We start from the raw sequence: 26,384 nt of genomic DNA on the forward strand, positions 1-26,384 counted from the left end.
ATACCTTCGGGATCATCGCCCGAGCGGGTGAATTCATCGGTGTGACACAGGCCCGTGGCCTTCATCTCAACCAGAACCTCGCCCCGCTTCGGACCCTCAAGGTTCACCTCCATGACCTCAAGCGGTTTGCCCGCCTCAACAGCTACTGCCGCGCGTGTCCGCATTTATAGAATCCCCCCAGCATTCATGGCATTGGCTGCCAAATTTACGTTTGGATCAGTATGGTGACCGCCCGATTTGCAAATCAACTAGGACAATGGTGGGTATTGGGTGCAGTGGACTTGCACGCGATGCTTGGCCATAGTTGCAGCACAAATTCGGGGGCCATGATGACCTTGCTCAAGCACCTCTCTTTATCAGTTCTTCTGATGGTGCCGGCCCTTTCCGGGCAGGCGGCGGATTTTTCAGATCCGACATGGCCTTGTGTGCAGCGCAAGGTTGAAACGCTATCCTTGGGGCTGATGTGGCCCTTTCCGGTTGATCCCGCGTCGACACCGGAAGACCCAAAAACCCGCACCGAGATTGACGATCTAGCAAGCCATCTGTCCCTGCGGCGGGTCGATCTAGACGAGGTTCAGCCGCTGGTTGACGCATTTGCCAAGGCGCATGCTGGCGATGCAAAACTGCTTGGTTTGGTGTTTTCCCGCGCGTTTGAGACACTTTCCGAACGCAGAACACGAATCATTGGCGGCATTGGTGACTTTTCCCTAAGTCAGATCGCACTGGCCAAGAAAATCGATGCCAATCGTGCCGAGATGGATGCGGTCATGGCCAAATCAGAGCCGGACTATGATCGTGTCGACGCATTGGAAGAACAGCTTGATTGGGATCAGATTATCTACACGGATCGGCAGCGCAGCATTCAGTATATTTGCGAGACTCCCGTTCTGCTTGAACGCCGCTTGTTCGGGATTGCGCAGATGTTGCAACAGGTCGTTGCGGACAAAGGTTAATCCGGCGATGTCAGTCCCACTCTAACTCGGTAAAGGCACCCGTTGCATTGCGCGGGTTGTACGCGTCGAACAGCTCCCAATATGGTGCCTCGCCCTGTGCGATTGTTTCGACGGCATCCCCCAATCTGGTACCGACCTCAATCGCCGCGCGCGTGTCTGTTTCCAGCAGGTTCAGGTATCTTTCCATCGCGGCCACCCCTTGTGGCCAGTCCAGCGCAGGCCCGCCGTGCCCGGGTATCAGCCTAGCCAGTTCCATCGTTTGCAGCTCTGCCAGCACGGCCTGCCACCCCATCAGGCTTCCGTCTAACGCGGGTGTATGTCGGTGAAAAACCAGATCACCGGCGAACAGCGTCTGGGTGGTCTTGTCCAACACCGTGAGGTCGGCAGCGGTATGCGCCAAGGGCCACGCCCGCAGTTCAAACACACGCCCGCCCAGATCGATGTCGTGCCTATCTTGGACCAACTGGTCTATCGGTACTGTTTGGGTTCCAATAAATGTCGCAACGCCGATCAATCGGTCCAGACTTTCAAGATAGTTGGCTTGCCTGTCCGACAGCGCACGCGGCAGATTGGCGTGGCCGATGATCTGCGCACCGGCCGCTGCAAAAGGGGCCGCGCCAAGCGCGTGATCGGGGTGCATGTGGGTCAGTACAACATGGGTCACTGGGCGGTCTGTGCGCTGCCTGATGGCACGCCACAATGCCTCCCCCATCCAGCGCGCTGCGCCGGTATCAATCACGGCAACGCCGTTCGTGCCGATGATAAACCCCAGATTGGCCACATCCCCGCGGTTGTCTGCGTCAGGTTCTTCGATCAGGCCCATATGCACAAAAACGCCCGGGGCGACCTCGGTTACATCCAGTGCCGTTCCAATGGGTTTGCAGGTCGGTTCGCTAAGAACGCCCATGCCATCAAAACTGGCCAAGGACGGCACCGATGCCGCAAGCGACGCGATGCAGGCCTCGCGGGTTAACGCCTCGTGACCTGGCAATAGCTGATCCCGGCACGGCCCGTCGCCAAGCGTCAGGCACAGCGATACGATGGCTTCAAACACATGCATTTCCCCCTGATGATCGCACCGCATCCCGTGCCCCAGTACGCACAGCATAACACCCACAATGCCCTGACTATCGTTTCACACGAAATCGTGAGACCCAATCAGCCTTAGGTCTCGATGTATTTTTCGGTCAGAATATGCGATAAACTGCTTGATTGGATGCCCAAGGAGACTGCAATGCGCTTTAAACTGACGATTGCGGCTGTTCTGGCCACGCTGTTTGCGGCCCCCGTTTGGTCGACCGATACCGTGGAAAATCCGCTTCAAACCAGCGCGACATGGGACGATCTAAAGGGTGATATCGTCGGTGAAGTGCTACTGGAAAATGCCGATGGCCTGCTAAGCATTGATGCGCCGTACCGCGCGCATGATGCAGCGACGGTGCCGATTGTCCTGAAACAGCTGGATGACGCCACGAGCATTTCCGCCGCAACTGTGGTGATTGACGAAAACCCCGCGCCCGTCGCTGCCGTGTTCAGTTTTGGCAAAGATATGGGCGTGCTGGATTTCGAAATGCGGGTGCGGGTCAACCAGTATTCCAACATTCGTGTCATCGCTGAAACGCAGGACGGTCTTTTTATGACCGGTCGCTATGTCAAAGCGTCCGGTGGCTGTTCAGCGCCCGCCACGAAAGACCCAGAAGCCGCTCTTGCTGGTATGGGCGCTATGAAGCTGCGCCAGTTCGCGGGCGATGGCGTTCAGATGTCGACCCCACGCCGCGAGGCGCAAATTATGATCCGCCACCCCAACTATTCAGGGCTGCAGCGCGATCAGATCACGCAGCTTTTTATTCCGGCGCATTTCATCGACCACATGGAAGTCTGGCAGGGCGATGCCCTGCTGTTCACCATGGATGGTGGCATTTCAATTTCAGAAAATCCGGTGTTCCGTTTCGCCTATAACGACAACGGTGCGGCAGCTCTTACGGTCAAAGCTACAGACACCGAAGGCAATACATTCGAAACTGTGTTGCCCAAATCCGTTAATGGATAATCATAGGTATCATTGCCGTTAGATATCCCCTGCCCTACGCGGCAGCGATCACATCAAAAACAAACAATCTCGGCTTCTGCTTGTGCGCGTCGCATATCTGCAACGAGATGCTCTGCCATTGACGCGCTTTGGAATATCGCCATCCGTTCACCGCCGACGCGACGCATGGACAACACAGTCTCGGCTTGAAGATATTGCGCATAGGGCAGGATCGACGCGATTTCGTCGATTGAACACGCGCAGCGATCTAGCATTTCGCGGGTTTGCCCATTCGTGACCATACATGCGAACACGTAATCGGCCCGTGCAGCTGTGGGGTAGTCATTCAACCGATCAGCCACCGATTGCGCCGACGCGCCGCCCGTAACAGCAACGGTTACTGCAATAGCGTAAACCAGCCCCTTCATTTCGCACCATCAAGGTGATCAAACGACAGCTCTGAACGAAAGACGGCCCCGCCAGCGGCCTCGGCAACCAAGCTCAGATACCAGCCCGGCACTTCGTCAGACATGGTCACGCGCAGCTCAAGATCGCCAAAACCCTTCATCCTGCCCTGGTTTTCATCACCTTCAAACGGATACAGCCGAATGGTCTGGGTTTTAACGACACGACCGTCAAACTGGGCTTCGCCGACCTCAACATCCGATGGCTGGATCAGCGCCTCTTTTACGCGGTTGCGAATATAAAAGGGGCTGCCCCCCGCAGATTCCGCCATATCCCGCACAACGGCTTCGTAAAAATACATAATCATCGGGTTGCCCACACTCGCGGGGAAAGTTCCCAACGCGCGATGTTTGCCATCTTGCTGGAATTCCAACATCGCCATTGTGGCTTGCCCCTCGCGAAAGCTAAGCGCGATATCGCCCGTGTCGCGTTTGCCGAATTCCGGGTTCAGCGTGTTCACGACAACGCGGCGATACACCAGTGACGCGTCGCGATTGACGTCATCCAAGGTCCCGTTGCGGAACAGCATGTCATAGGTCTGCTGCCCACCCAGCGGGGCAGCCACGCCGCCCCCCGCGATAACGATCGCAAAAAGCGCAGCGGCCAAGGTTTTGATGATCATTGTTGTATCCTCTCGCGGCCAAGTGTGCGGGCGCAGCGCATCACTGTCACCTTCGACTTTTGTCTATACTTCCTGTTTGGTCTGTCCTGATCGGTCGGTAGGGGGCGCATTTGAACGGATTTTCCATTCAATCAGCCCGCGCAGGCGCAGCAAATCCGCCGGTTTGGTCATGACTGATATGTTGTTTTGCTCTCCGGTGCGTCTGACTGTTTCGCTGCGATCTGCGGTAACCAGAATCGCGGGAACTTGGGTGCCGGTCATCGCGCGAATTTCCGCGATTGCACGGATGCCGGTATCCGCGCCATCCAGTTGATAATCCGCCAGAATAATGTCGGGGGCCATCCCCATGTCTTTCACAAACTCCACCGCTTGTTGTGTGGAACTGGCAGACAAGACACTGGCACCCCACTGTTCCAACCACTGCGTGGTGCCATATAAAACATCTGCGTCATTCTCGATAACTACCACAATGTGATCAACAGATTCGGCTTCAAGCTCGCGCACGGGAATATGCTGGGCAGCCACGGGCGTGGCACTATGCACAATGTCCATTTCGATACTGAATACTGAACCAAGGCCCGGTTTGGACCTTACGCTTAGACGATGACCCAGCAACCGGCATGCGCGATCAACGACCGACAGGCCCAACCCGACGCCCGACCCGATCGGCACGTTTTCAGCGCGGGTGAATTCGTCAAAAATCCGCGCTTGATCCCTGCGACGGATGCCAATCCCGGTATCCCACACCTCAAGAATAATTTTATCGCCTTTGCGCCGACAGCCAAACAGCACGCGACCGCCAACATTGGTGTATTGTATCGCGTTCACCACAAGGTTCTGCACCGACCGCAACAAATAAACAGGATCAGAACGCACGAATACCGAACTTGGCACCACATCCAGCTGCACTGATTTCTGCTCGGCCAGCAACATCTGGTCCGATTTGACCCCCATCATGATCGCCCCAAGGTTCACATCACTGGGCGACACCATATCGGGGTCGGCGCTTTCAAGTCGCGATATATCCAGCAGGGAATGCAACAGATACTCGGCCGAGGCAAACGCCCCGCCCAACCGTTCCACCATCGGCAAGAACCGCGTCTCGCGGGTGGTTTCCTCGAGCGTAGAGATCAACAATTTGGCGGCATTGATCGGCTGCAACAGATCATGGCTCGCGGCGGCCAGAAACCGCGTTTTGGAAGACACCGCAGCTTCGGCACGCTCTTTCGCGATGCGTAATTCTTCTTCGACCCGCGCTTTTTCTTCGTATTGCGAGGTCAGCTCTGCGTTGGCGCGGGTCAATTCTGCGGTGCGCTCCATCACCCGGTTTTCCAGCAGCTCGGTCGAACGCGCCTCAAGGGTCACGTCCTTTAGCTCAACCAGAAAATGGCCGTCTGGTAAAAGGTTCGCATAGACATCCAGAACCCGGCCTCCTCCGTGCGGCACCCGACGGCTAAGGGAACCCTTGTTCACCATGTCTTGCTGCCACGCTTCCATCTGCGCCAGCACGCTGTCTTCGATCAGATTGCGATGTGTCATATAGCTGAGCAGGGATTGCACGGGCGTTCCCGGCTGCAAGGCCGACAGTGGTACACCCAAAATATCACCAAAGCGCCCGTTGTGCATCATGACCTGCCCCTCGGCAGAAAAGGTGCAGACCCCCGCGCTCATGTTCTGGAAAACCGCCTGAAGATAATCTTCCTGCTGGTCTATCAGGTTTTCCTTTTCGCGCCGGTTATGCTGCACCAGCGTGGTGATTTCCGTCAGCAACAGCACCGTATTTTCGGGCGATGTTTTCTGCACACTCAGCTGATACCAGCGATCGCGCAATAGCTCGGCCACGATAGACACCGCGGGATCGGATGGACCCGCCTCTTCCAGCGCCTTGGACACGATATCAAGCTTGCTGTTGGTCGAAACCAGAAAACGACTGTTTACCATTAGATCGAAATACAGCTTCAGCTCAAGCTGCGGCACAACCATGCCTGAAATATCGGGCAGCAGTTCTTTGAACAGTTCGTTGCAAATATTCAATCGACCGTCGGTGAACAGCGCAAAGCCTTCCTCCATCGAGGCCAGTGCCTCGACCAGCGCCTTGCGCGTGCGCTCGCGTTCATATCGGGCGCTTTCAAGTTCCAGCGTTTGTGCCGCGACCTGCTGTTGTAGATCAATCGCAGACTGAAACGCGCGGTAGGCAGAGGGGCCCACGTCTTTTTGCTGGCTGGCCCGGCGCACCAACGCGTCGATGATTTTCGATTGCCTTTTCACCTGCTCGGGCAGCGGTGCCCGAGGATCAACCATGGTCAAAAGAATGTCCTCTCGTCTGGTCCGAAAAAGGCAACACCAACAAGGGTTTGGTTCATATGCACGCCACAGTGCTGTTCGCCGTAGGTATTGAACCCGAACAGCCGCGCCTCGCTTAGAATTTCCGACACGGCCCCACCGAGTTGCTTTTGTTCGATCTCAAGCTTGCGCAGGACGCAGTCGAACCCAAGGATGAAATCCGGTCGCTGGCCCCGCCGGTCACGGATGTCCAAACCGGTTTTAAGCGTCTTGGTGATCTCTTGCCCCAATCCCAGCGTCATGATCAGCCCGTCATCAATGGCCGCCAGAAACGACAACGCCCCGTCTTCATCTGCATCGGAAATGGCCCGCACATAGTGATTGCCGTTGTATTGGATCAGCAACGGGTTCTCGGCGAAAATTTCGGGCGACAGATCCTCGACGGAACTGCCGACCAGCCGGGCGTATTCCTGCGCCGCCGGGGCGCCGTTGATCTCGAACACTTTGCGTTGTTCAGGGTCGGCATCGGTGACGATGATATGCGAACCTGCTGGCAGAAAATGATCAAACCCGACCCCTTGGAAAGGTAGATCGGTTTCCACCAACAACAACACGGCCGCGTCGCTCAGCGCGTTACCCTTGTGCAGCACAAAGGTTTTTTCAAACAAAAGGCCATCACCCGCAGACCCGCCAAAAATCGGCAAATCCGTCAGCACTGTTTCCAGTGTCGAGCTTAGAATGTCTTCTTGTTTGGATAGCCCGTCGGTGAAAATCAGCCCCAGTCGATGCCAACCCGCCGTGTGTTGAAAGCGTTGATCTGCACGCTGCGCCTGAGCCGCCACATCGGTCGATGACAATGGGTTCATCGGTTCGAACAAAACCGAAGAGCAGCGGAAATGGCTTTTGGGAAAGGCCATCAACAACAGCGCGTCAATCTCGTATCCCTGCGTTGTGATCTGGCCCGCCGTCGAACAGCCAAAGACCGGCAAACCATGCAGCGCATCATCCAAAACGGATGCGACAACCTGACAATCCAGACGACCGGGGACGAAACACAAAACAAAACACGTCGCAGAATTCTTGATCTGCGCCGCCGCCTCGCGTGCGGCTTGCTCTGCGTCGGGTGCCCGCGAAACTGCCACCCGAACGCAGGTAGGCTCGGTTTGCTCAGGATGCGTGTGCAGCATGCTCAATGCCTGAGAAAGGCACGCGCTTCCGGCTCATCCCCGAATTGCTGGGCGATTGCACCCTCGACCATCACAACAGCCTGCGTGCGATTACGAACGCCCAGTCTGCGCAACAATGCCGTGATATGCGCCTTGACGGTTGCCTCGGCCAAGGACAGTTCATAGGCGATTTGCTTATTCGCTTTGCCCCGGCAAATCAGCCGCATGATCCGCTTTTGCTGCGGTGTCATCTCTGCCAGTTTGGGGTGATCGAATTTTGACCAAATCCCGTCGCGATCACCGCCGCTGGGTTGCTGGAACCCCTTGGGTACATAAACGCCGCCCGCCATGATTTCGGCCAAGGCTCCGCGCAGGGCTTGTGCGGATGTGTCTTTGGGTAGAAACCCCGACGCCCCGTCGCGCAGCAAAGAATGTACCAGCTCGAACGACGCCAGCGAAGAGATCACCAATACACGCGACTCTGGAAAATGCTTTCGCAACGTGCGGAAACCAGAAATTCCCGTCACATCCGGCAGCTTCAGATCGAACATAACAAGGTCCGGTTCAAAGCCGCCTTTCGCCATTTCCAAAGCGCCTTTTAGGGTGCTTGACTTGCGAATATCGCAATCCTCAAACACCAGTTCCAGCGCCGATTCCAAGGCGTCGCTGTATAATGGATGGTCATCAACAATCAGCATGGACGAGACAAAGTCCTGCTGTATTGGCACACCGCAATGTTCCATGAAAATAGTCCTCCCAACCGCGATGCTACGGGGAACAACAAACTTTTCAACAAATTCCGCAAAAATTTCTCAATTTATGCGGGAAGCTGCCAATCTCCCCTGTTTTATCGGGAAATCACGAAATCGGCCGGTATGCCGTGGTGTGCACATCCGAAGCACGTAAGAAATCTCGGGCGAAATTCTTCATAGAATCGGGCTGGCCGCTTGGGTCAAACAGCACCAGATCTAGCTGGTGCAACAGGTCTTGGCGGCGCGCGGTTATCCCGTCGCGCCGCAGAATAGCCGCTGCATAGCCACGCATTTCCGCCGTGTGTCCAGCCCGTGATGCCCGACGAAGCTGGCGGGCTAGCGGATCGGCCAACCAAAACCGTCTGAGGGCTGGCATCCCAGCAATCCGGTGACCCCTTGATGCTGCTAACACGCCCCCGGCGCAAATCAGGGCGGCCAGCACAGCCAGCGGCCAACCCGGTAACTGCGCCGAAACGGCACGCGTTTCGACCGCTGGCTTACCAGCTTGATCCGGCACGACCGACCCATACGCCACCCGCTGCGCGGAAATCGTGACCTGCCGATCCACACGGTTCACCGTGTCAAAATAGGTGAAACTTAGCGGTTCAACGATTGTCGATGTGTCGTTGCTGGGTCGGATGGTCCACCGCCAATAGGCGAATGCTTGCGGGCCTTGGGGCGACAATTCGACAAAGCGTTTTTCAGGGTGTGGAAAGATCATCGCCGACGGCGAATGTAAGGTTGGCATAGGCGGGATCATTTCTGCCGTAACGCCCAAAGCCTCAACCCGCACCACCCGCAAGACGCCCTCACCCGGCACCAACTGATCCGGCGCGTTCGACCATTGATCCGACACCTTCAGGGATTTGACCGGAAACCACCAATCTTGGCCCGTAGGTGCCGCGACAACATCAATCGTGACCGGTGCCGACACGATCTGATGATCAAACCAATCATCCCCGTCGTCGGTCAGGGTCAGCTGGTGCGTGAATGCCCCGATGGTCAGCGCGCCGGGTCTGGACGGATAGACCGCCATGCGCCGTTTGAACGTTTTGACCAGCTCGCCGTTGATCCGCTCAGCGCGCCACGTGTCATCACCCAATTGGGTCCAGCTGAACCCCTCGAAATCCGGCTGAACCAGTTTTTCGCGGGTGATATGACGCCGGTATATCCCCTTGATCGTGATCAGCACCATTTCACGCACAAACGGCGTATGCTCCGTTTCGGTCACCTCGACCCATAGCTCCAAATCTTGCGGCAACACCGTTTTTGATTGCGCCATCGCCAGCCCCGGCAGCGCCATCATGGTCAGCGTCAAAAGCCATCTCATCGCGGGTCCTCCGCTTTGGGGGGCGACAGGCCCAGCTTTGCGCGCCGCTTGTGCTCATGCAGAATACGGGCCGCCATGTATTCGCCCGGCACATCAGCAAGCTGTGCAAGCCAACGGGTATCGGCCAGCATGAACTTGTCATCAAACACCCGCCGCACGCCTTGGCGGCCCCGGCTGTCCAGTTGGGCCAATCCCAACATTGTATTGTTATTCGTCACATCGCTGCCCGTCCCCGCAGCCCGCGCATTGCCCCGCGCGACAAAACTGTCCGCTTGGGCACCGTCTTTTTGTCGCTCGAACAGGGCCAGCGCCTCTGGATCGATGCCCAGCCCCGCGTAGAACGCCGCGACCACATCGAAATTGGCCTGCGCATCCGGGTGGCCGCGCGCATGGGCCATATCAAACGCCTCAAGCGCCGCTGCGTAGTGGCCCGCATGTGCCGCTGCATTTCCCAAGTTATAGTAGGCGTCTGCCTGCGTGAACCGATCCGCCGCGGCGTCGAAATGGCCCGCCCGGAACAACGCGGCCCCCTGCCACGCCGGATCATCGAAAAACGGCGTGGCGAGTTTTGGCAAACCCATCGCCAAAAACACCCGCCCGAAAGGCGCAGTGCCCCCAGTTATCAGACCAAGGGTCAAGGCCAGTGCGGTTATTAAAACAACCACCCTCATGCGGTTTGCCTGCGAAACAAAAGCAGTAACGGGAAAAGGGCCAGCAACAAAAGGTAGCGACCCATGTCCTTCCAAAACAACAGCGGATGGTCTTGGGCCTCCAGCCGCGTGCGGGCTGTTTCACCGATCCACGCGGCGAAAGCATCACTTTGATCCAGCGTAAAGACCCTGCCAGCGCCTGCTGCGGCATGGGTATCAATCGCCGCAACCGGCGTATTCAGGGACACCACAGATAGCCGCGCGCCCAGTCCTGCAATGGCGGCCGCTTGGCGCAATGATGCCGCGTCCAACCCATCGCCGTCAGTAAAAAGGACCACATCTCCCGCGATCACCTGTGCCTCGCGCAGCATGTCGGCGGCCAGCTTCAAAGCTCGCTCGGGGCGGGTGCCCACATCCGGCACGGTCTTGGCATCAATCAACGATAGCGTCTGGCCCAGTTGTAGATGGTCCAGCGTCATATCCACCGCGACATAGGCATCGCCCGCATAGACGATCAGCCCGCCGGGGCGTGTGCCCAGTGACGCCAACCCGAAGCGGCCCAGCGCCTGCATTTGCTGCCAACGCGGGTCGTCTGTGACGCTGGCCGATGTATCGATCACAAACAACACACCGTCGAGGTTTCGAAACGACACCGTATCGCGCCGCTCAACCGCGGGGCCGGACAGCGCCACCACCGTAACCGTCACCATAGCCAGCATCGCCAACACCGGCGCGCGGCTTGACGATGTATCGATCCGCCCCAAAGCGGCCATGGCGCGCAGCAACGCCGGATCGCTGGCTTTTTGCCAGTCTCCCAGCCCGCCCCGCCGCGTCAAAAGCCACCACCCCGCCAGCGCCAAAATCGGCAAGCCGAGCAACCACCAAGGCCGCAAAAGGATGATGTCCACACCGGTCACGACAGTTCTCTCCACGCAAGCCAAAGCCCTAGCAATGCGGCGATGCTGGCGGGCCACGGCCAATAATCCCGAAACACCTCTGCGGCCAATCCGTCGCTGTCGGTGGATTCGAGCCGGTCCAGCGCATCCGCCACCTGCGCCAAGTCTTCTGTGGTTTTGACGCGGAAACTCTCACCACCCGAAATCTCGGAAATCGCCCGCAAGGTTGCCGCATCCACGACACCACGTTCGCCTGCCTCGGCGGTTGTCAGATCCTTGGGGCCAAGCGCAATCGTATGGACCCGCACCCCCATTTCCGCAGCCAGTTCCGCGACACCGCGCGGGTTCGTCGCCCCTGCATTGTTGACCCCGTCAGACAATAGGATCACAACCCGTGACGCCGCATTGCTTTGCGCCATCCGTTTAAGCGCCAAACCCAGCCCGTCTGAAATATTGGTCGCGCGGCCCGATATCCCGATTTGCGCTTCTTCGATCCGGCGGGCGACCGCTTCGACGTCAAAGGAAAACGGCGCGGCGTAATACGCCTCGGACCCGAATACGATTAACGCCACACGGTCCCCCCCGCGCCGTCTGGCAAAATCAGCGCCAACGGTGGTTACCGCCTCAAGCCGTGTCAGCGGTTCGCCCCCCAAATGGAAATCATCGCGCACCATCGACCCTGACAGATCCAGAACAATCGCCAGATCGCGCCCCGTCACCTTTAGCGCCGACACAGGGGCAAGGTCGCGCGGGCCGGAAATCGCAAGGATCAACAGCCCCCAAATGACCCACAAAACACCAAAGCGCAGGCGCAAGCCACCGTCCAGCGTCTGGCGCTGCTGCGCAGCCAACAGGGCGTCGCCGATCCTGCCCGGCACCCTTATCGCGCCCCCAGCCATCGGTGCCGCCCCAAAAAGCCACATCACCAACAAGGGCAGCGGCAGCAGCACCAGGAACCATGGATCGGCAAGCTCAAACAAGGTGCGCGACCTCCGCCTCCAGCGTGGCGATATCCACGCCGCCCCCCGGCTGATAAAGCGCGCCCCTGATGGCGGCGTAACGCTCGGGCTGTGCCTCCCTTAATAGGTGCAGCAACGCGACGCGGCGTGTATCATCCGGCATGTCGGTCATCGCCAATATCTGCGCCTGCACATTTGAACCCGCCGCCGGTCGCCGCATGGAAAACAAACGCAATACCGCAGCGATGATCAACGCCAGAACCCCGGCAAGGCCCACCGTGACAGCGATATCTGCCACAGCCCCGCCCGCAGCATCAACCGGCAGCGTGATATCGCGCAGGCTGATCAGCATCGCGGCTTCGCTCATCGCTTGATCGCTCATGCCGCCCGCTCCGCCACAAACACAGCGGCAAGCCGCCGGGCTGTCTGTTCAACTGCTTCGCCTGCATCCAACACCAGCGCATTGCGCCCGGCGATCTGGCGCAGGGGGTCGGACTGACGGTGATCCTGTCCGCCCAGATGCACCCTGATCCTGCGACCATCCGGCAGTCGGATCGGATACCGCCCGCGCGGCAGATCACCTGCCTCGGCATCTGTGATCAGCAACAATCGAGGGGACCGTCGGCGGGCCAAGGCGTTCAGGCGGTCCGCCAATCCGGTACCCGGTGCATCAAAACCCGACGCAATCACCAATTCGGCACCGGGCGGGGCCAGACGGTCGGCCCGCGCCAACCCTTGATCCAGCGGGGTATCGTCAACCTGCCCGTTGATCATCGCTGCCAATCCACTGGCATGGGCCTGCACCATCGCACCGATCACATCCAACATGCCACGGGTGCGCCCACGCGGCATTGCAATGACAGGGCCCGCCGCTGTCAGTGCCAACAGCCCGACACGGCCGCCACTTTCCACCACGTTCCAGCCCACCAGCGTCAGGGCCTCGGCCGCCGCGACAGACCGGAACGCCCGCCGGACCCCCCAGAACATCGCCGGGCGAAAATCAGCGATCAGCAAGGTGACGCGATCGCGTTCTTCCTGAAACTGACGCACATGTAACCGACCGGTCCGGGCCGTTGTGCCGCGATCCAGATGCCGCAGATCATCGCCGAGCGCGTATTCCCGCGTTGATGCGACCTCTAGCCCGTGGCCCTTGCGCCGTGTGGCGAACCCGCCGGGCAAAGCCGCCAGTACAGGGGCCGCATCCGCGTTCAACGCCACCCCGCGCAACGCGATCAGCGCCGCAGAGTAAAGGGCAACGCCGGGGGCATCCAGCGCCGCAGTCACAACGGTTCGACTGCGTTGACAATATCCGCCACGATGTCGCGGGCGCGACGCCCGTCTGCTACGGCGCGCCAGCTCAGCACCATGCGGTGGGCCAGCGCGTCACCCGCCAATGCCGCGACATCCTCGGGCAAGGCGAAATCGCGGCCATGCAAAAATGCACGCGCCTTGCTGGCCGCGGCAAGGGACAGCGAACCGCGCGGCGAAACGGCGTGTTCTATGTCCTGCGCCAATGGCCCCTCACGCGTCGCCATCACCAGCCGCACAATATAATCGCGCAGCTCTGGTGCCAGATGAACCTGTTGCACCTGCGCGCGGGCTTTTGCCAGATCGGTCAGTGACAGGGACAGCGCGGGCGACGGGGCACCTTGGGCTTCGGCCTCGACCAGGTCGAGGATCTGACGTTCTGTTTCGATACCCGGCAGTTCCAATATCACATGCAACAAGAACCGGTCCAGCTGCGCCTCGGGCAAGGGAAAGGTCCCGTCGTGTTCGATGGGGTTTTGCGTCGCCACCACCAGAAACGGATCAGGCAGCGGATGCGTGTCGTTGCCCGCCGTTACCTGACGCTCGGCCATCGCCTCAAGCAGGGCGGACTGTACCTTGGGCGGCGCGCGGTTGATTTCGTCCACCAGCACGAGATTGTTGAAAACCGGACCGGGCACAAATTCAAAACTCCCGTCTTGGGGGTGATAAACCGGCGTGCCCGTCAGATCGGATGGCATCAAATCGGGCGTGCATTGAATGCGCGCAAAGGACCCTTCGACCGCATCTGACAACCATTTGACGGCGCGGGTTTTGGCCAGACCGGGCGGCCCTTCGACCAGCAAATGCCCGCCTGCCAGCAACGCCACCAACAGCCGCTCGATCAGGGCGTCATGCCCGACCAGACCCTGCTTAAGATGCGCCGAAAGCCCAGCCACACCTGCTTGTGCATTATCCGATCCTGTTTTCATGGTTCCCCCCCGGCGCGCATTCCGCCCCCTCAAAATAGCCAGAACAGCCGCCTCCGCATACACCCCCGAAAGTATCGGGCCGGAATCATGCAGGTTTCACGGGGTTAAATAGGCACATCCCGGCGCAAGAAGATCGGCAAATCGGGGGTCAGCCACGGTGTCCTGCGTCTGCATCAAAAGGCTGTCATAGGCGCGATCAATGAAAGAGATGAACTCAGGATCGACCGTCTGGTCCACAGGTGATTGGGCAACGGCGTGCAGCATGAAAACGTCGAAAAAGCACAGACCGTCCGGGTTTGAATTCACAAGCGCGCGCATGAAATCCCGCGATTCCCACGAAAGCCGGTGCAGGTTAACCGGTGTCTCTTGCAGTTTTGATTCAAATGCGGCTGCGCGGTCAAACAGCATGATGTCCATCCCAAAGGTAAAGGACTGGAACAGCTCTTCGATCAGAATCGATTTATAGAACGCGGTTTCCAAGGTACCCGGCCGGGGAAACGCGGGTTGCTTGACCATGATATGTGTCCCCTGCCCGCGCTTACCAAAAAAGGTTTGCGCCATCGCGGGCGACGTTGCCGTATAATAACTCCTCTTGGGCAACCCCAACACATGCACATCGTTCATCCAGGCAAGGTCGGCCGTCAGCGCGCGGTTTGGCGGAAACCCTGAATAAAGCCTTAGAATGACAGTCCGCCCTGACCCGCATTGTTCTGCCGATCGTCCGGCATGGCGCATGGTCAGCGGTTTGCCGAATGTATGCGCAATCAGCGCGCGAAACGCATTGAGGGTTTTGAGCGAACTGGGATGGGGACGTTCGCCGACCACACAAAGACTGGACCCCGCCAGATCGCGCCCGTTGATGTGGACTGGCGCAGGAAACGCGCGCATCGGCAGTGCCGTGCGCAGTTCATACCCCCAGCCACGGCGGGCAAGTTCGATATACCGCGCCCGATCTGCGCTGCCTTCTGTGGCGATGCCCAAAGCAAGCAGCAGGGTGATTATCAACCGTTGCATAATCTTGTCCTGTAGGTTTGGCCAAGCGTAGGTCACACAGCCGGTTGCGTCCATTATTATAAGGGCGTGTTTATATTTCGTGATGCTGAGCTTTGATTCGTACACAAAGGGCCTGTATCGCGCCGCCTTTACCGCATGTTTCGGGTCGATTGCAGGGCACCCGATTGTATTGCTGTCCCAAACAAAACCAGGAGATCAGACATGACACCGGTCAGACAATTAACGCGCGCAGCTTATGGCATCCACATTGCGGACCAGATCGCGCTGGTGTCGGTTCCGCTGGTTGCCGCCCTGATCTTCGATGCCCCGGCAGAAACGATCGGATTACTTGTCGCATGTCAGTCGATGGCGCATCTTTTGGGGTCGATTCCGTTCGGGATATTGGTCGACACCTATCAGCAAAGAACCTTGGCTATTGCCGCAACATTGCTGTCGCTTGTGGGGTTTAGCGGTGCGGCAATAGCCGTGGCTTTCGGCAGTCTGTTCTGGTTCGGTCTGTTCGTCGTGCTGTCGGGATTTGGCATCGTGCTGTTTATGCTCACGACGCTTTCCATCATCCCGAAAACCGTTGCCCAAAAGGACTTGGGCACAGCTAACGCAGGCATAGAATTACCCCGTGCACTGGCGTCCGTTGCCGTGCCGCTCACTGTCGGCATTGCTATTTCGTACGTGTCCGCAGGCTGGTTATTCCCTCTCGCCGCTGTTGGAGCGGCGGCGGCCTGCATCTTCGCTGTGCAGCTCCCTCGATTTGAAATCACGCCGACCACGGCGACAGAAACCGTCTTCGGCAGGGTTCTGGAAGGTGGGAAATACGTGGTGGGGCATGGCCTTTTGCGGGCCATCCTGCTTTGCGCGATTTTCTGGAACTTTGCATTTTCAGCGCTGCTGGTGACGATGGTGCCTTTGATCCGTGACGTCTATTTGATCGGGGCCGGAACCTTCGGAATAGCGCTTGCCGCATTTGGCGCAGGCGCAATCATGGGGTCGTGGATCAGCCGCAGATACGGCGCGCGCATACAGCCAAATATTGTCTTGCTGTTCGGACCGGGCATTTCTGTGGTGGCTCCGGTAATCCTGTATCTGGTGCCAGCACAAGGGTCATTCCTGCCAATCTGTGCCGCCTTCTTTATCATCGGATTTGGCCCGTCCATGTGGCTGATTGCACAAAACTCGGTCCGGCAGATCGTATCACCAAGCCATATGCTTGGGCGTGTCAACGCGGTCATCCAGACGGCAATCTACGGTGTCCGTCCGCTGGCTGCGGTACTTGCAGGCGCATTTGTTGGCAGTTCATCACCGCAGGCGGGTCTGGTGCTGGTGTTCGTGGCCTTCGTGCTGTCCTTCTTGGCGGCGACCGTCAGTGGCCTGCGCGACGTCAAAAGTTATGAAGACCTCAGATCGGCGGTCAAAGCCTAGATCGCCCGCCCTTTCGGTTCGCATTCGGGATCAGCGGCATTGTAAAACGGGCGTCAAAATTCGCCCTAACCGCGCCGTAAAAACCCGGTCGCGCGACGTGGCTTGTCGTGCGAATGCTTTCGGGGCACAGTATCTGCAAGGACACAAAAACCAAAGGTGCAGCATGGCAACGATCTATTTTGTGTATGAAATACAATGACAACAGGTCTATCGGTTCGGGGGCTCAGCTTTAACTACGGCGCAAAGAAAGCGCTGCAAGATGTGTCATTTTCCGTGGCACCGGGGCAGTTCTGTGCCTTGCTGGGCCCGAACGGGGCAGGGAAATCCACGCTTATATCGTTGTTAACGCGTCTGCTGGTGGCACCGGCCGGTGACATCGAAATCGCCGGGCATAATTTGCGCAGCGTACCGCGCCGCGCGATGGCTGAACTGGGTGTGGTGTTCCAGCAACCCACCCTCGATCTGAGCCTTACCGTTCGTCAAAACCTGTCATATTTCGCAGCCCTGCACGGGTTGCCGCGCGGCGAAGTCCCCGGCCGGATTGATGCCGCGCTGGAACAATTGGGCATGCGCGAACGCATCGACGAAAAGGCGCGCGATCTAAATGGCGGGCACCGCCGACGGACGGAACTGGCACGTGCCCTGCTCCACGATCCCAAGGTGCTTTTGCTGGACGAACCCACCGTGGGTCTGGACGCTGCCGCACGTCAGTCGATTACGGACCACGTTCATGATCTGGCGGACCAAGGGCTAAGCGTCCTTTGGACAACGCATTTAACCGACGAAGTCCGCGATACCGACGCGCTGCTGGTCCTGCACCAGGGTCAGATCATCAACGAGGGGCAAGCGGGCAGCTTGCGCGGCGATACCCCACTGTCGAATTGGTTTCTGGCCCGCACCGGGGTTCCGGCATGAACATGATCGGCTATTGGGGCGTTACCCGCGCAATTGTCATTCGCGAGTTTTTGCGGTTCGTGCATCAACGTGAACGGTTCATCGCAGCACTGGTGCGGCCGCTTGTCTGGTTGTTCATCTTTGCTGCGGGTTTTCGCGCGGCCCTCGGCCTGTCGATTATTCCACCCTATGACACCTACATCACCTACGAGACCTATATCGTGCCCGGCCTGTGCGCGATGGTGCTGCTTTTCAACAGCATGCAAAGCTCGCTTAGTCTGGTTTATGACCGTGAAATGGGGTCCATGCGGTTGCTGCTGACCAGCCCCTATCCCAGATGGTGGCTGTTGTTTTGCAGGCTCTTCGGGTCCACCACCATATCGGTTTTGCAGGTCTATGCGTTCCTTGGCATTGCTGCGCTTTTTGGCATCACCATGCCGCCATGGGGCTATGTTGCCGTATTGCCGGGCTTGATCCTTGGGGGGCTGATGCTGGGTGCGCTTGGGCTGGTTCTATCGAGTTTTATTTCGCAGCTTGAAAACTTTGCGGGCGTCATGAACTTTGTCATCTTCCCGATGTTTTTCTTGTCCTCCGCACTTTATCCGCTTTGGAAAATGGCAGAAAGCTCGCCCTTGTTGCGCGATATCTGCGCGTTCAATCCCTTTACCCATGTGGTCGAACTGATCCGGTTTCTACTGTATCTGCAATTGAACCTACATGCCTTGGTATGGGTGGTTCTTAGCACATTGGTGCTCAGCCTGATCGCCGTCTGGGGGTATGATCCGGCGCGCGGTCTGATCAAACGCAAGGGCTGATCCGGTGCAATCAGGTGTCCCGCTCAAACCGGCAATCTCGTTAAAGCTCCGCCTTGCGATTGGGGCCGCATTGCTGGGGTTTGCGACGATCCTGATCGCCTTGATGCTGTATCTGGGGCTGGGCGAGGTCGGGCGCAGGCTGGACACCGCCCTTGCCTCGGAAACGCGGATGTCACGCTATGCTGGCCTGTCGACACAGGCGGCGACATTTCTGGTTGTCGCCACAGAGGCCGTGCAAAGGGGCCTGCCCCTGACCACCCGAACTGAACGTATTTCCCCCATCGCCGACCAGATGGAACGCACCTTTGTTCAACTGCATGACGATGTGGCCCAAGCGGTCGCCGCCGCCGAAACGCTCGGCCTTGATGAACAATCCCGATACGGGACCCAGTCGCTTGGGTTGGCGCGGATGCAGGCCTTGCTGGACAGGACGTTAAAAGGGTTGGCGACCGATACGGCGGACACGTCACACCTGCGCGCCTATATCGACAGTTTTGCCTCCGGCTTTGACCCGCTGCTGGGCCAGGCCATCAATACCGAAGTCATGTTCCGCAACACCATTCTGGCCGGGATCGACGCATTACGGCAGCGGCTGGCGCTTTTTGCTGTGTTGATTGCGGCTGCCGCGGTTGTTTTGGTTGCGGCCTTTTACTTGGGCTTGATCCGCCCACAGTTCCGGCGGCTGGATCAACTGCGCGCCGCCGCCCAGCAAATTGGCGCAGGGGATTTTGCCGTCGCCCTGCCTGTATCGCGGCAGGATGAAATCGGTTTGCTGGCCACCGAGACAAACCGGATGGCCGCCGCATTGCACGAACGCCAACAGCAGGTCGCCGCAGAAGGGGCGCGTTTGAACGAAACGATTGCCGACCGCACCGAAGCATTGCGCGCTGCAAATACTGCTTTGGAAGAGATCGACAGCAACAGACGTCGGTTTTTTGCCGATGTCAGCCACGAATTGCGCACCCCGCTGACCGTCATGCTGATGGAGGCGCAGATCGGCAAGAAAGGCCCCGATGATACCCATGCCGCGTTTTCGACCATCGAAAGTCAGGCACGGCGGCTGAACCGGCGCATCGATGATCTGTTGCGGCTGGCGCGTTCTGATACCGGCCAGCTGGCGTTGGACCCACAGTCCGTACGCCTGCCCGAACTTGTCGCCGAGGTGCAGACCGAAATACAGGCCGAAATCGACAACGCAGGCATGACGCTTGAAGTGGTGGAGATGCCCGATATTGCGCTGCACAGCGATCCCAACTGGATCCGGCAAGTGATCGTCAGCCTGATCCGAAACGCCATCCGCTATGCCCGCGACGGCGGCACCGTGCGGTTGGCACCGGAAATCGGCACGGCCTTGGCGGGGCTGTCGGTCACAGACAACGGACCCGGCATTGACCCGCAAGACCAGTCGCGCGTGTTCGACCGTTTCGCGCAGGGATCATCGAAATCCAGCAAACAGGGGTTTGGCGTTGGTTTGGCCCTTGCCCGCTGGGTGATCACAGAACAGGGGGGCGAAATCAGCCTGACCAGCCCGCTGCCCCGATCCGACGCACTTGGCCCCGCAGCCGGTACTAAAATCTCGGTTCGCCTTCCCATCGCCAAGGATTAAACTGCACCCATGCCCGGCCGTTTGCTTATCATTGATGACGACCCCGAAATCACGTCTGCCCTGGCGCGTGGGCTGGCGCTGCATGGCTATGCCGCCGAAACTGAAAACCGTGCCGACCGCGCCCTAGAGCGGCTTCAGACGGGTCGGTATTCCAGCGCGATCGTTGATGTCATGCTGGGGGCCGACAGTGGTATCGACCTTGTACGCACGATCCGTGCGACCGGGGCGAACCTGCCCATCCTGATGCTGTCCGCCCTATCTGACGTAGAACACCGCACCGCAGGTCTGGACGCCGGGGCCGATGATTATGTGGTCAAGCCGTTTGACTTTGACGAATTGGTGGCGCGGTTGCGGGTGCAGGAACACCGGGTCAGCACCGAACGGCCCGCCCCGTGCAAACTGTCACGCCGGACCCGTATCCTGAAAAACGGGGCGTCCGAGACCCCCCTGACAGAACGCGAATTCGAACTTTTGGAGCTGTTGATACAGCATGCTGGCACGCCAATTTCGCGCGGATCGCTGTTTGACACCCTGTGGGTCAGTGACGGATCGGGCAACGAAAACGTCGTAGATGTCTATATCGGGTATTTGCGCAAGAAACTGTCCCACGATGATTTTCCATTTGAAATCAAAACATTACGAAACAAAGGTTTTGTTCTTGCCGGTCAGGCCCCGATCCTGAACGATACCTGATACCCACCAAAGTCTAAGGCGCTCTTAGTAAATAAGAGTCGCTTGAACAGCATCTCTCTGTCAGCGTGGGGATATATTTCAATCAGGAGGAGGACACGACTATGGCATGGACCAAACCAATCATCCGCGAAATTGAATGCGGCATGGAAATCAACATGTACGGACCAGATGGCGACGGCGAAGACGCTGGCGGCGTATTGTTCTAAGACAGACAGCGCGCGGTGGCAGCTATGACTTTCCGCGCGCATATCCTAGGGGCGGCCGCAGGTGGCGGATTGCCCCAGTGGAATTGTGGTTGCGAAAACTGCAATCTTGCGCGGGACGGCGCAATCCCATCTCAAACTCAGTCTTCGCTAGCTGTTACGGCGGATGGAACTTCGTGGGCTGTGCTGAATGCCTCTCCCGACATTAGGCACCAGCTTGCTGCCGCCCCGCCACTTCACCCAACCGATTTGCGCCGCCTACCGCTAAGCGCCGTGCTGGTGACAAATGGCGATATCGATCATGTCGCAGGTCTGCTTACCCTGCGCGAAATGCAGCCTTTTACCCTGTTCGCGACAGCGGGTATTCATGATGTATTGGCCCAAAATCCAATGTTTGATGCCCTGAACCGTGATGTGGTGACACGTCAGACCATCGCGCTTGATACCCCGTTTCCGTTGCTACCCGGCATGACCGCGACGCTATTTGCCGTCCCCGGTAAGGTACCTTTGTATCTTGAGGGCGACGAGGTGCAGACCGATCTGATGGGGGACCAAACTGTTGGCGTTAAACTTGAAACAGCCGACAAGACGGTATTTTACATCCCTGGCTGCGCGCTGCTGAACGACGATTTGCGCAAGCGGCTTGACGGGGCCGACCTGCTTTTCTTTGATGGAACGCTTTGGCAGGATGATGAAATGGTCCGCGCCGGGCTAAGCCAAAAAACCGGCAAGCGGATGGGGCATATGTCGATGGATGGTCCAGACGGGTCGTTGGCCGCCTTTGATCCGCTGAATATCGCACAAAAAGTCTATGTGCATATGAACAACACCAACCCCGTCTTGCGCCCAGATTCGGCTGAAAAAGCCATGGCCGAAGCGGCAGGTTGGACAATCGGACAAGACGGAATGGAGATCACCTGACATGACCCAAACCCGTAGTGAATTTGAGGCCCGCCTGCGCCAGATCGGTGCCGAGCGTTATCACGATCTACACCCGTTTCACGACATGCTGCATGGCGGCGCGTGTAACGCTGATCAGGTGCGCGCATGGGTCATTAACCGGTATTATTATCAACATTCGATCCCGATGAAGGATGCCGCCTTTATGTCTCGGGTCGAAGATCCGGCGCTGCGGCGGCAATGGCGGTCCCGTATCGAAGACCACGATGGCACCGACACCAACGAAGGCGGCATTCGCCGTTGGCTGCGTCTGGCCGAAGCGGTTGGTCTTGATCCTGACTATGTGGCGTCGTGCCGTGGCGTTCTGCCTGCGACCAAATTTGCCGTGGACGCCTATGTAAGATTTGTGCGCGAGAAAACCCTGCTTGAGGCTGTTGCCGCATCCCTGACAGAGCTTTTCGCCCCAAAGATCCATGCGAACCGGATCGAAGGGCTGCTAAAGAACTATGACTTTGCCGACGACAGTTCGCTGTCGTATTTCAAGAACCGCCTGAAGGAAGCCCCCAAAGATGTCGCCTTTGGCCTTGCTTGGGTGCTGGACAATGCGGACACCGCTGAAAAGCAAGATGCCGCCGCTGCCGCGCTGATCTTTAAAACCGATGTTTTGTGGTCGCAGCTTGATGCGCTTTCGGCCGCCTATGTCACGCCCGCCCGCATTCCGCCGGGCGCATGGCAACCCGATCAGGGTCTGTCGCTGCAAAAGGCGTCCTGACGTGCAGACCACCGATATCCCCACCCTGCCTCGCGGCGTAAGACTGCATCATGACAAAGTTCGTGATGCCTGGGTGCTGCTGGCCCCTGAACGCGCGATCACGCTGGATGCGGTTGGCCATGCAATCCTGACCGAGGTCGACGGCACCCGCAGTTTTGGTGAAATCACGGGTGCACTGGCCGAACGCTATAGCGCGCCCGTCGATGAAATCCGCAACGACAGTTCCGGTTTTCTTGACGCGTTGCGCAGCCGCCGGTTTCTGGATGTCTCGCAATGACTGCGCCTGCCCCCATCGCCATGCTGGCAGAGCTGACCTATCGCTGCCCGCTGGCGTGCCCGTATTGTTCGAACCCCGTTCAAATGGCCGCCATCGACAGCGAGTTGGACACGGAAACCTGGGCACGTGTGTTCCGCGAGGCGGCGGAAATGGGCGTGCTACAACTGCATCTGTCCGGAGGGGAACCTGCATCGCGGCGCGATCTGACAGAGCTGGTGACCGCCGCCCGCGAGGCCGGTCTTTATACCAACCTTATCACGTCGGGCATTGGGCTGACGGAAAAGCGGCTGATGCAACTTGATGCGGCGGGGCTGGATCATGTGCAGCTATCCCTGCAAGGCACCAGCCCCGAAATGGCTGATGAAATCGGCGGATATCGCGGCGGGTTTGCGCGCAAAATGCAGGTCGCGGAATGGATTGGTAAAATCGGTTTCCCGCTGACCCTGAATGCTGTTTTGCACCGGCGCAACCTGCACCAACTGCCCCGCGCAATCGAGATGGCCGAGGAAATGGGTGCCCGACGGATCGAGGTCGCAACCGTGCAGTTTCACGGTTGGGCCTTAAAAAACCGCGATGCCCTGATGCCCACCCGCGAACAGGCCCAAGAAGCCACGCAAATCGTTATTGAGGCCCGGACGCGGCTAAAGGGACGGTTGGTGATCGACTATGTTCCCGCGGATTATCACGAAAGCTATCCCAAACGCTGTATGGGCGGTTGGGGTACCACGGGTCTGAACGTCACCCCGAACGGATTGGTGCTGCCTTGCCATGCGGCGCAAACCATTCCTCAACTGACGTTTGACCGTGTTCAAGACAAACCGCTAAGTGACATCTGGCACAACGGTGCGGCCTTTAATGCATATCGCGGAACCGATTGGATGCAGGATCCCTGCACCAGTTGCGACCGCAAGACCATCGATTTCGGGGGCTGCCGCTGTCAGGCTATGGCAGTGGTTGGCGACCCGTCGGCAACCGATCCTGTGTGCATCAAGTCGCCACACCACAAGGACCTGCAAACCCAAGCGGACGCATTTTCAGGACGGGATGACGCACCGCTTGTCTACCGCGATGCCCCTGCAAAAACCTCCGAACCGGCTGAATAAAACCGCCCCGAGAATGCTGCATTCCTGCGGGTCCAATGCGTTTTGGCCGCGCTGCTTTGCGTGCCCTCTATTGGTATGAGGTGCCACCATAGTAAATTAATTGATCTTCTGGCCAAAGATTGTGATAGCAAGGGCAGACCCGTCAGGGGACAAGGACGCTTAATGCCCAACACAGACGAAATCCAACCCACCGACCCGTTCGACACAGGATTGCGCAAAACGCTTCGGCGGATATTAGATTTCGTTTCACTGTTCGTCATTGCAGCATTTTTCCTCGCGGTCCTTCGAGCCACCCAATTCGGGCCGATATATGCCCCGATGGTGGTTTTGCTGGGGTCGTTTAGCGTCTTGCCGACGCTGTTCCTTAGGGCCGATAAACATCTAGAACTCAGGGGCTTACTGACCATATCGGGTTTGACCGTCGCCATGTTCGTGGGGGTTGCCAACCTTGGCCTGTCGGCTGCTGCATTATATGGTTTCCCAAGTATTTTGGCGATGCTTGCAACGTTTTACACCCGACGGATCGCCTATATTGCGTTGGCCGGTTTGGCCGTTGTACTCACGGTTTTTGCCTATCTATTTGTTTCAGAAATCCTGGTTAGCCCTGATGATGCAATCGCCCAGTGGAACCAGGACCCGCAGAACTGGGTCGTCGCCATCGTCACCAGCTGTCTGGTCAGCGCCTTGATGATTACCCTCATCCGTCACATCAGCGAATTTTGGGAAAAATCCTCTGACGAGGTCGCAGACAACCACAAAAAATTTCAAACGCTCGTCGAATACGCACCCAGTGCGATCCTGATCCTTGATGTGGAAAAGGGACATCTCGTTTCTGTTAATGCCCAGGCAGAGCGGATGTTCGGGGTTTCGCGCGACAAGCTGCTACACACCACGACAGTGGCAGAGTTCACCCCAGAGCTGCAACCCTCAGGCGAAAACAGCAAAGAACTGGCTAAAAAAAATCTGGAAGACGCCGTTGCAGGTGGCCACCCGACATTTGATTGGTCGTATTTCGATGTGAACGGAAAAGAATTCCAATGCGAAGTGACCCTGTTGCGAGTTCCCCCGTATGACAGGACCCTGATCCGCGCGAATATTACCGACATCACCAAACGGCTGGCCGAGCAAAAACAACGCGAGGAACTGCAGGCCCAATTAGCAGCGTCACAGCGGCTCGAGACGATCGGGCAGCTAACGGGCGGCGTGGCCCATGATTTCAACAACCTGCTGGCTGTCATTCTGGGTAATCTGGAACTGATGCAGGAAGAATGCGCCGATGAAGAGCTGAGAATGATGATCCAGCCCTGTATCGACGCGACCCTACGCGGGGCAGAGCTGACCCGGAACATGCTGAGTTATTCGCGCCGTGCGCCGTTGCAGCCCAAAATCATGGACCTTAACAAGTTGGTGCGCGACACTAAAAACTGGGCGGGGCGCACGCTCCCCTCCAATGTCGAGATCGAGACATCGCTTTTGGCCAGATTGTGGAAAGTCAAAGCCGACCCCGTTGCCGCGGAAAGCGCACTTTTGAACCTGATCCTAAATGCCCGTGATGCCATGCCGCTGGGTGGCAGGCTGACCATTGAAACGTCCAATGTCAGGGTCGAAGCAGGCTATATCGACGGCCGCCACGAGAAATTGGAACCCGGCAGATACGTATTGGTTGCCGTGTCCGATACGGGGCACGGGATCGCCGACGAAGACCTCGAGCGTATTTTCACCCCATTCTTCAGCACCAAATCAGTAAGCCACGGATCCGGGTTGGGCCTTCCTATGGTTATGGGCTTTATGGGGCAGTCCGGTGGCACGGTCCAAGTCTATTCCGAGGTCGGCATCGGCACGACATTCAAACTGTATTTCCCGGCAGAAACCACCGACCAACCGGCCACGGCACCGGACCACCCCGATGAGATCAGGCAGAGACCCCAAGGCAAACGTATTTTGCTTGCTGAGGACGAAGAAGAAGTCCGGTCGGTTCTGACCGCAATGCTGCAAGCATCAGGCTATGCCGTTCGACCCGCCCAGTCAGGCGACGAGGCTAAGCAAATCTTCGAAGAAGACCCGACGTATGACCTGCTGCTCACCGACATCGTCATGCCCGGAAGACTTCAGGGCACCGGCCTTGCCAAAGAGCTGCGAGAGATACGAAACACGCTGCCGGTTGTGTTTATGTCCGGCTACGCATCCGAGGCAACGGTGCACGGAAACGGCCTGCGCCCCGAAGATATCAGACTGATGAAGCCGGTGATGCGCCGCGATCTGTTGGCCGCGATCAAAGGTGCGCTTGATTCAAATAGCGACACGGACAACGGCTGAAACAGCGCACCGGCTTTTTGGCACTATTTTCCC

27 protein-coding genes and 1 pseudogene are annotated in these 26,384 nt (G+C 58.1%); 13 read left to right on the forward strand and 15 right to left on the reverse strand.

Annotation, left to right across the window (positions count from 1 at the left end; genetic code table 11):
- A pseudogene (locus tag KZZ06_RS10095) lies at positions 1-164 on the reverse strand (S-(hydroxymethyl)glutathione dehydrogenase); the annotation flags it as partial.
- A gap of 204 nt (positions 165-368) precedes the next feature.
- On the opposite strand from KZZ06_RS10095, the gene KZZ06_RS10100 reads away from it, so the two are divergent.
- The gene (locus KZZ06_RS10100) at positions 369-953 is read left to right on the forward strand and encodes a hypothetical protein (RefSeq protein ID WP_257884308.1); all 585 of its coding nucleotides are present in this window, start codon (positions 369-371) and stop codon (positions 951-953) included.
- Between the two features lie 10 nt (positions 954-963).
- Here KZZ06_RS10100 and KZZ06_RS10105 read toward each other — a convergent pair whose 3' ends face one another.
- Entirely contained in the window at positions 964-2,061 is a 1,098-nt protein-coding gene (locus tag KZZ06_RS10105; protein WP_257884309.1) for a quinoprotein relay system zinc metallohydrolase 2, read from the reverse strand.
- A 126-nt stretch (positions 2,062-2,187) separates the two neighbouring features.
- On the opposite strand from KZZ06_RS10105, the gene KZZ06_RS10110 reads away from it, so the two are divergent.
- A complete protein-coding gene (locus KZZ06_RS10110) occupies positions 2,188-3,003 on the forward strand; it encodes a quinoprotein dehydrogenase-associated SoxYZ-like carrier (RefSeq protein WP_219579922.1) in 816 nt (271 codons plus the stop codon).
- Between the two features lie 53 nt (positions 3,004-3,056).
- Here the strand turns inward: KZZ06_RS10110 and KZZ06_RS10115 are convergent, their stop codons facing one another.
- From KZZ06_RS10115 to KZZ06_RS10175, 13 genes are all read right to left on the reverse strand, one after another.
- Positions 3,057-3,410 carry a hypothetical protein gene (locus tag KZZ06_RS10115; RefSeq protein ID WP_219579923.1) on the reverse strand — a complete coding sequence of 118 codons (354 nt, stop codon included), beginning with the start codon at positions 3,408-3,410 and terminating at the stop codon, positions 3,057-3,059.
- Positions 3,407-4,069, reverse strand: a complete 663-nt coding sequence (locus KZZ06_RS10120) for a hypothetical protein (RefSeq protein ID WP_219579924.1) — start codon at positions 4,067-4,069, stop codon at positions 3,407-3,409. Before KZZ06_RS10120 ends, KZZ06_RS10115 begins: the two co-directional genes overlap by 4 nt.
- A gap of 63 nt (positions 4,070-4,132) precedes the next feature.
- Positions 4,133-6,370 (reverse strand): PAS-domain containing protein, encoded by a 2,238-nt coding sequence (locus tag KZZ06_RS10125; protein ID WP_219580418.1) that lies wholly within the window; start codon positions 6,368-6,370, stop codon positions 4,133-4,135.
- Between the two features lie 2 nt (positions 6,371-6,372).
- Positions 6,373-7,539 (reverse strand): FIST N-terminal domain-containing protein, encoded by a 1,167-nt coding sequence (locus KZZ06_RS10130; protein ID WP_219579925.1) that lies wholly within the window; start codon positions 7,537-7,539, stop codon positions 6,373-6,375.
- Between the two features lie 2 nt (positions 7,540-7,541).
- Positions 7,542-8,261 (reverse strand): response regulator transcription factor, encoded by a 720-nt coding sequence (locus KZZ06_RS10135; protein ID WP_219579926.1) that lies wholly within the window; start codon positions 8,259-8,261, stop codon positions 7,542-7,544.
- A gap of 115 nt (positions 8,262-8,376) precedes the next feature.
- A complete protein-coding gene (locus KZZ06_RS10140; RefSeq protein ID WP_219579927.1) occupies positions 8,377-9,600 on the reverse strand; it encodes a hypothetical protein in 1,224 nt (407 codons plus the stop codon).
- Complete coding sequence (locus KZZ06_RS10145; protein ID WP_219579928.1) at positions 9,597-10,271, reverse strand: hypothetical protein; 675 nt, start codon at positions 10,269-10,271, stop codon at positions 9,597-9,599. Before KZZ06_RS10145 ends, KZZ06_RS10140 begins: the two co-directional genes overlap by 4 nt.
- Positions 10,268-11,182: a VWA domain-containing protein gene (locus tag KZZ06_RS10150; RefSeq protein ID WP_308340012.1), complete on the reverse strand. Its 915-nt coding sequence runs from the start codon at positions 11,180-11,182 to the stop codon at positions 10,268-10,270. The genes KZZ06_RS10145 and KZZ06_RS10150 overlap by 4 nt, the downstream gene beginning before the upstream one ends.
- Positions 11,164-12,126: a VWA domain-containing protein gene (locus KZZ06_RS10155; protein ID WP_219579929.1), complete on the reverse strand. Its 963-nt coding sequence runs from the start codon at positions 12,124-12,126 to the stop codon at positions 11,164-11,166. Before KZZ06_RS10155 ends, KZZ06_RS10150 begins: the two co-directional genes overlap by 19 nt.
- Positions 12,119-12,487: a hypothetical protein gene (locus tag KZZ06_RS10160; protein ID WP_219579930.1), complete on the reverse strand. Its 369-nt coding sequence runs from the start codon at positions 12,485-12,487 to the stop codon at positions 12,119-12,121. The genes KZZ06_RS10155 and KZZ06_RS10160 overlap by 8 nt, the downstream gene beginning before the upstream one ends.
- Positions 12,484-13,389, reverse strand: a complete 906-nt coding sequence (locus KZZ06_RS10165) for a DUF58 domain-containing protein (protein ID WP_219579931.1) — start codon at positions 13,387-13,389, stop codon at positions 12,484-12,486. The genes KZZ06_RS10160 and KZZ06_RS10165 overlap by 4 nt, the downstream gene beginning before the upstream one ends.
- Positions 13,386-14,342: a MoxR family ATPase gene (locus KZZ06_RS10170; protein ID WP_219579932.1), complete on the reverse strand. Its 957-nt coding sequence runs from the start codon at positions 14,340-14,342 to the stop codon at positions 13,386-13,388. Before KZZ06_RS10170 ends, KZZ06_RS10165 begins: the two co-directional genes overlap by 4 nt.
- Before the next feature lie 96 nt (positions 14,343-14,438).
- A complete protein-coding gene (locus KZZ06_RS10175; protein WP_219579933.1) occupies positions 14,439-15,356 on the reverse strand; it encodes a hypothetical protein in 918 nt (305 codons plus the stop codon).
- Between the two features lie 201 nt (positions 15,357-15,557).
- On the opposite strand from KZZ06_RS10175, the gene KZZ06_RS10180 reads away from it, so the two are divergent.
- The 11 genes from KZZ06_RS10180 (at position 15,558) to KZZ06_RS10230 (ending at position 26,351) form a co-directional block, all read left to right on the forward strand.
- Entirely contained in the window at positions 15,558-16,772 is a 1,215-nt protein-coding gene (locus KZZ06_RS10180) for an MFS transporter (protein WP_219579934.1), read from the forward strand.
- A gap of 195 nt (positions 16,773-16,967) precedes the next feature.
- Positions 16,968-17,687, forward strand: coding sequence for an ABC transporter ATP-binding protein (locus tag KZZ06_RS10185; protein ID WP_219579935.1), 720 nt, complete (start codon positions 16,968-16,970; stop codon positions 17,685-17,687).
- Between the two features lie 2 nt (positions 17,688-17,689).
- Entirely contained in the window at positions 17,690-18,481 is a 792-nt protein-coding gene (locus tag KZZ06_RS10190; RefSeq protein ID WP_219580421.1) for an ABC transporter permease, read from the forward strand.
- Positions 18,482-18,485: 4 nt separating this feature from the next.
- A complete protein-coding gene (locus tag KZZ06_RS10195) occupies positions 18,486-20,087 on the forward strand; it encodes a HAMP domain-containing sensor histidine kinase (protein ID WP_308340013.1) in 1,602 nt (533 codons plus the stop codon).
- A gap of 9 nt (positions 20,088-20,096) precedes the next feature.
- The gene (locus tag KZZ06_RS10200; protein ID WP_219579936.1) at positions 20,097-20,780 is read left to right on the forward strand and encodes a response regulator transcription factor; all 684 of its coding nucleotides are present in this window, start codon (positions 20,097-20,099) and stop codon (positions 20,778-20,780) included.
- A 101-nt stretch (positions 20,781-20,881) separates the two neighbouring features.
- A complete protein-coding gene (gene pqqA / locus KZZ06_RS10205; protein WP_093916145.1) occupies positions 20,882-20,986 on the forward strand; it encodes a pyrroloquinoline quinone precursor peptide PqqA in 105 nt (34 codons plus the stop codon).
- Positions 20,987-21,010: 24 nt separating this feature from the next.
- Entirely contained in the window at positions 21,011-21,904 is an 894-nt protein-coding gene (gene pqqB / locus KZZ06_RS10210) for a pyrroloquinoline quinone biosynthesis protein PqqB (RefSeq protein WP_219579937.1), read from the forward strand.
- Between the two features lies 1 nt (position 21,905).
- Complete coding sequence (gene pqqC, locus KZZ06_RS10215; RefSeq protein WP_219579938.1) at positions 21,906-22,655, forward strand: pyrroloquinoline-quinone synthase PqqC; 750 nt, start codon at positions 21,906-21,908, stop codon at positions 22,653-22,655.
- 1 nt (position 22,656) lies between these two features.
- Positions 22,657-22,932, forward strand: coding sequence for a pyrroloquinoline quinone biosynthesis peptide chaperone PqqD (gene pqqD, locus KZZ06_RS10220; RefSeq protein WP_308340014.1), 276 nt, complete (start codon positions 22,657-22,659; stop codon positions 22,930-22,932).
- Entirely contained in the window at positions 22,929-24,035 is a 1,107-nt protein-coding gene (gene pqqE, locus KZZ06_RS10225; protein WP_219579940.1) for a pyrroloquinoline quinone biosynthesis protein PqqE, read from the forward strand. The genes pqqD and pqqE overlap by 4 nt, the downstream gene beginning before the upstream one ends.
- 162 nt (positions 24,036-24,197) lie before the next feature.
- Positions 24,198-26,351 (forward strand): ATP-binding protein, encoded by a 2,154-nt coding sequence (locus KZZ06_RS10230; protein ID WP_219579941.1) that lies wholly within the window; start codon positions 24,198-24,200, stop codon positions 26,349-26,351.
- Positions 26,352-26,384 lie beyond the last annotated feature (33 nt).

This window comes from Sulfitobacter sp. CW3, from assembly GCF_019392245.1.
GTDB lineage: Bacteria > Pseudomonadota > Alphaproteobacteria > Rhodobacterales > Rhodobacteraceae > Sulfitobacter.

Bases quoted from the DNA above. Each gene is read 5' to 3' on its own strand.
- KZZ06_RS10130 (WP_219579925.1), bottom strand. From the start codon at position 7,539: ATGCTGCACACGCATCCTGAGCAAACCGAGCCTACCTGCGTTCGGGTG.
- KZZ06_RS10100 (WP_257884308.1), top strand. From the start codon at position 369: ATGGTGCCGGCCCTTTCCGGGCAGGCGGCGGATTTTTCAGATCCGACA.
- KZZ06_RS10190 (WP_219580421.1), top strand. From the start codon at position 17,690: ATGATCGGCTATTGGGGCGTTACCCGCGCAATTGTCATTCGCGAGTTT.
- KZZ06_RS10170 (WP_219579932.1), bottom strand. From the start codon at position 14,342: ATGAAAACAGGATCGGATAATGCACAAGCAGGTGTGGCTGGGCTTTCG.
- pqqA (WP_093916145.1), top strand. From the start codon at position 20,882: ATGGCATGGACCAAACCAATCATCCGCGAAATTGAATGCGGCATGGAA.
- KZZ06_RS10135 (WP_219579926.1), bottom strand. From the start codon at position 8,261: ATGGAACATTGCGGTGTGCCAATACAGCAGGACTTTGTCTCGTCCATG.
- KZZ06_RS10140 (WP_219579927.1), bottom strand. From the start codon at position 9,600: ATGAGATGGCTTTTGACGCTGACCATGATGGCGCTGCCGGGGCTGGCG.
- KZZ06_RS10110 (WP_219579922.1), top strand. From the start codon at position 2,188: ATGCGCTTTAAACTGACGATTGCGGCTGTTCTGGCCACGCTGTTTGCG.
- KZZ06_RS10185 (WP_219579935.1), top strand. From the start codon at position 16,968: ATGACAACAGGTCTATCGGTTCGGGGGCTCAGCTTTAACTACGGCGCA.
- KZZ06_RS10180 (WP_219579934.1), top strand. From the start codon at position 15,558: ATGACACCGGTCAGACAATTAACGCGCGCAGCTTATGGCATCCACATT.
- pqqC (WP_219579938.1), top strand. From the start codon at position 21,906: ATGACCCAAACCCGTAGTGAATTTGAGGCCCGCCTGCGCCAGATCGGT.
- KZZ06_RS10145 (WP_219579928.1), bottom strand. From the start codon at position 10,271: ATGAGGGTGGTTGTTTTAATAACCGCACTGGCCTTGACCCTTGGTCTG.
- pqqB (WP_219579937.1), top strand. From the start codon at position 21,011: ATGACTTTCCGCGCGCATATCCTAGGGGCGGCCGCAGGTGGCGGATTG.
- KZZ06_RS10115 (WP_219579923.1), bottom strand. From the start codon at position 3,410: ATGAAGGGGCTGGTTTACGCTATTGCAGTAACCGTTGCTGTTACGGGC.
- KZZ06_RS10160 (WP_219579930.1), bottom strand. From the start codon at position 12,487: ATGAGCGATCAAGCGATGAGCGAAGCCGCGATGCTGATCAGCCTGCGC.
- KZZ06_RS10105 (WP_257884309.1), bottom strand. From the start codon at position 2,061: ATGCTGTGCGTACTGGGGCACGGGATGCGGTGCGATCATCAGGGGGAA.
- pqqE (WP_219579940.1), top strand. From the start codon at position 22,929: ATGACTGCGCCTGCCCCCATCGCCATGCTGGCAGAGCTGACCTATCGC.
- KZZ06_RS10175 (WP_219579933.1), bottom strand. From the start codon at position 15,356: ATGCAACGGTTGATAATCACCCTGCTGCTTGCTTTGGGCATCGCCACA.
- KZZ06_RS10120 (WP_219579924.1), bottom strand. From the start codon at position 4,069: ATGATCATCAAAACCTTGGCCGCTGCGCTTTTTGCGATCGTTATCGCG.
- KZZ06_RS10200 (WP_219579936.1), top strand. From the start codon at position 20,097: ATGCCCGGCCGTTTGCTTATCATTGATGACGACCCCGAAATCACGTCT.
- KZZ06_RS10125 (WP_219580418.1), bottom strand. From the start codon at position 6,370: ATGGTTGATCCTCGGGCACCGCTGCCCGAGCAGGTGAAAAGGCAATCG.
- KZZ06_RS10230 (WP_219579941.1), top strand. From the start codon at position 24,198: ATGCCCAACACAGACGAAATCCAACCCACCGACCCGTTCGACACAGGA.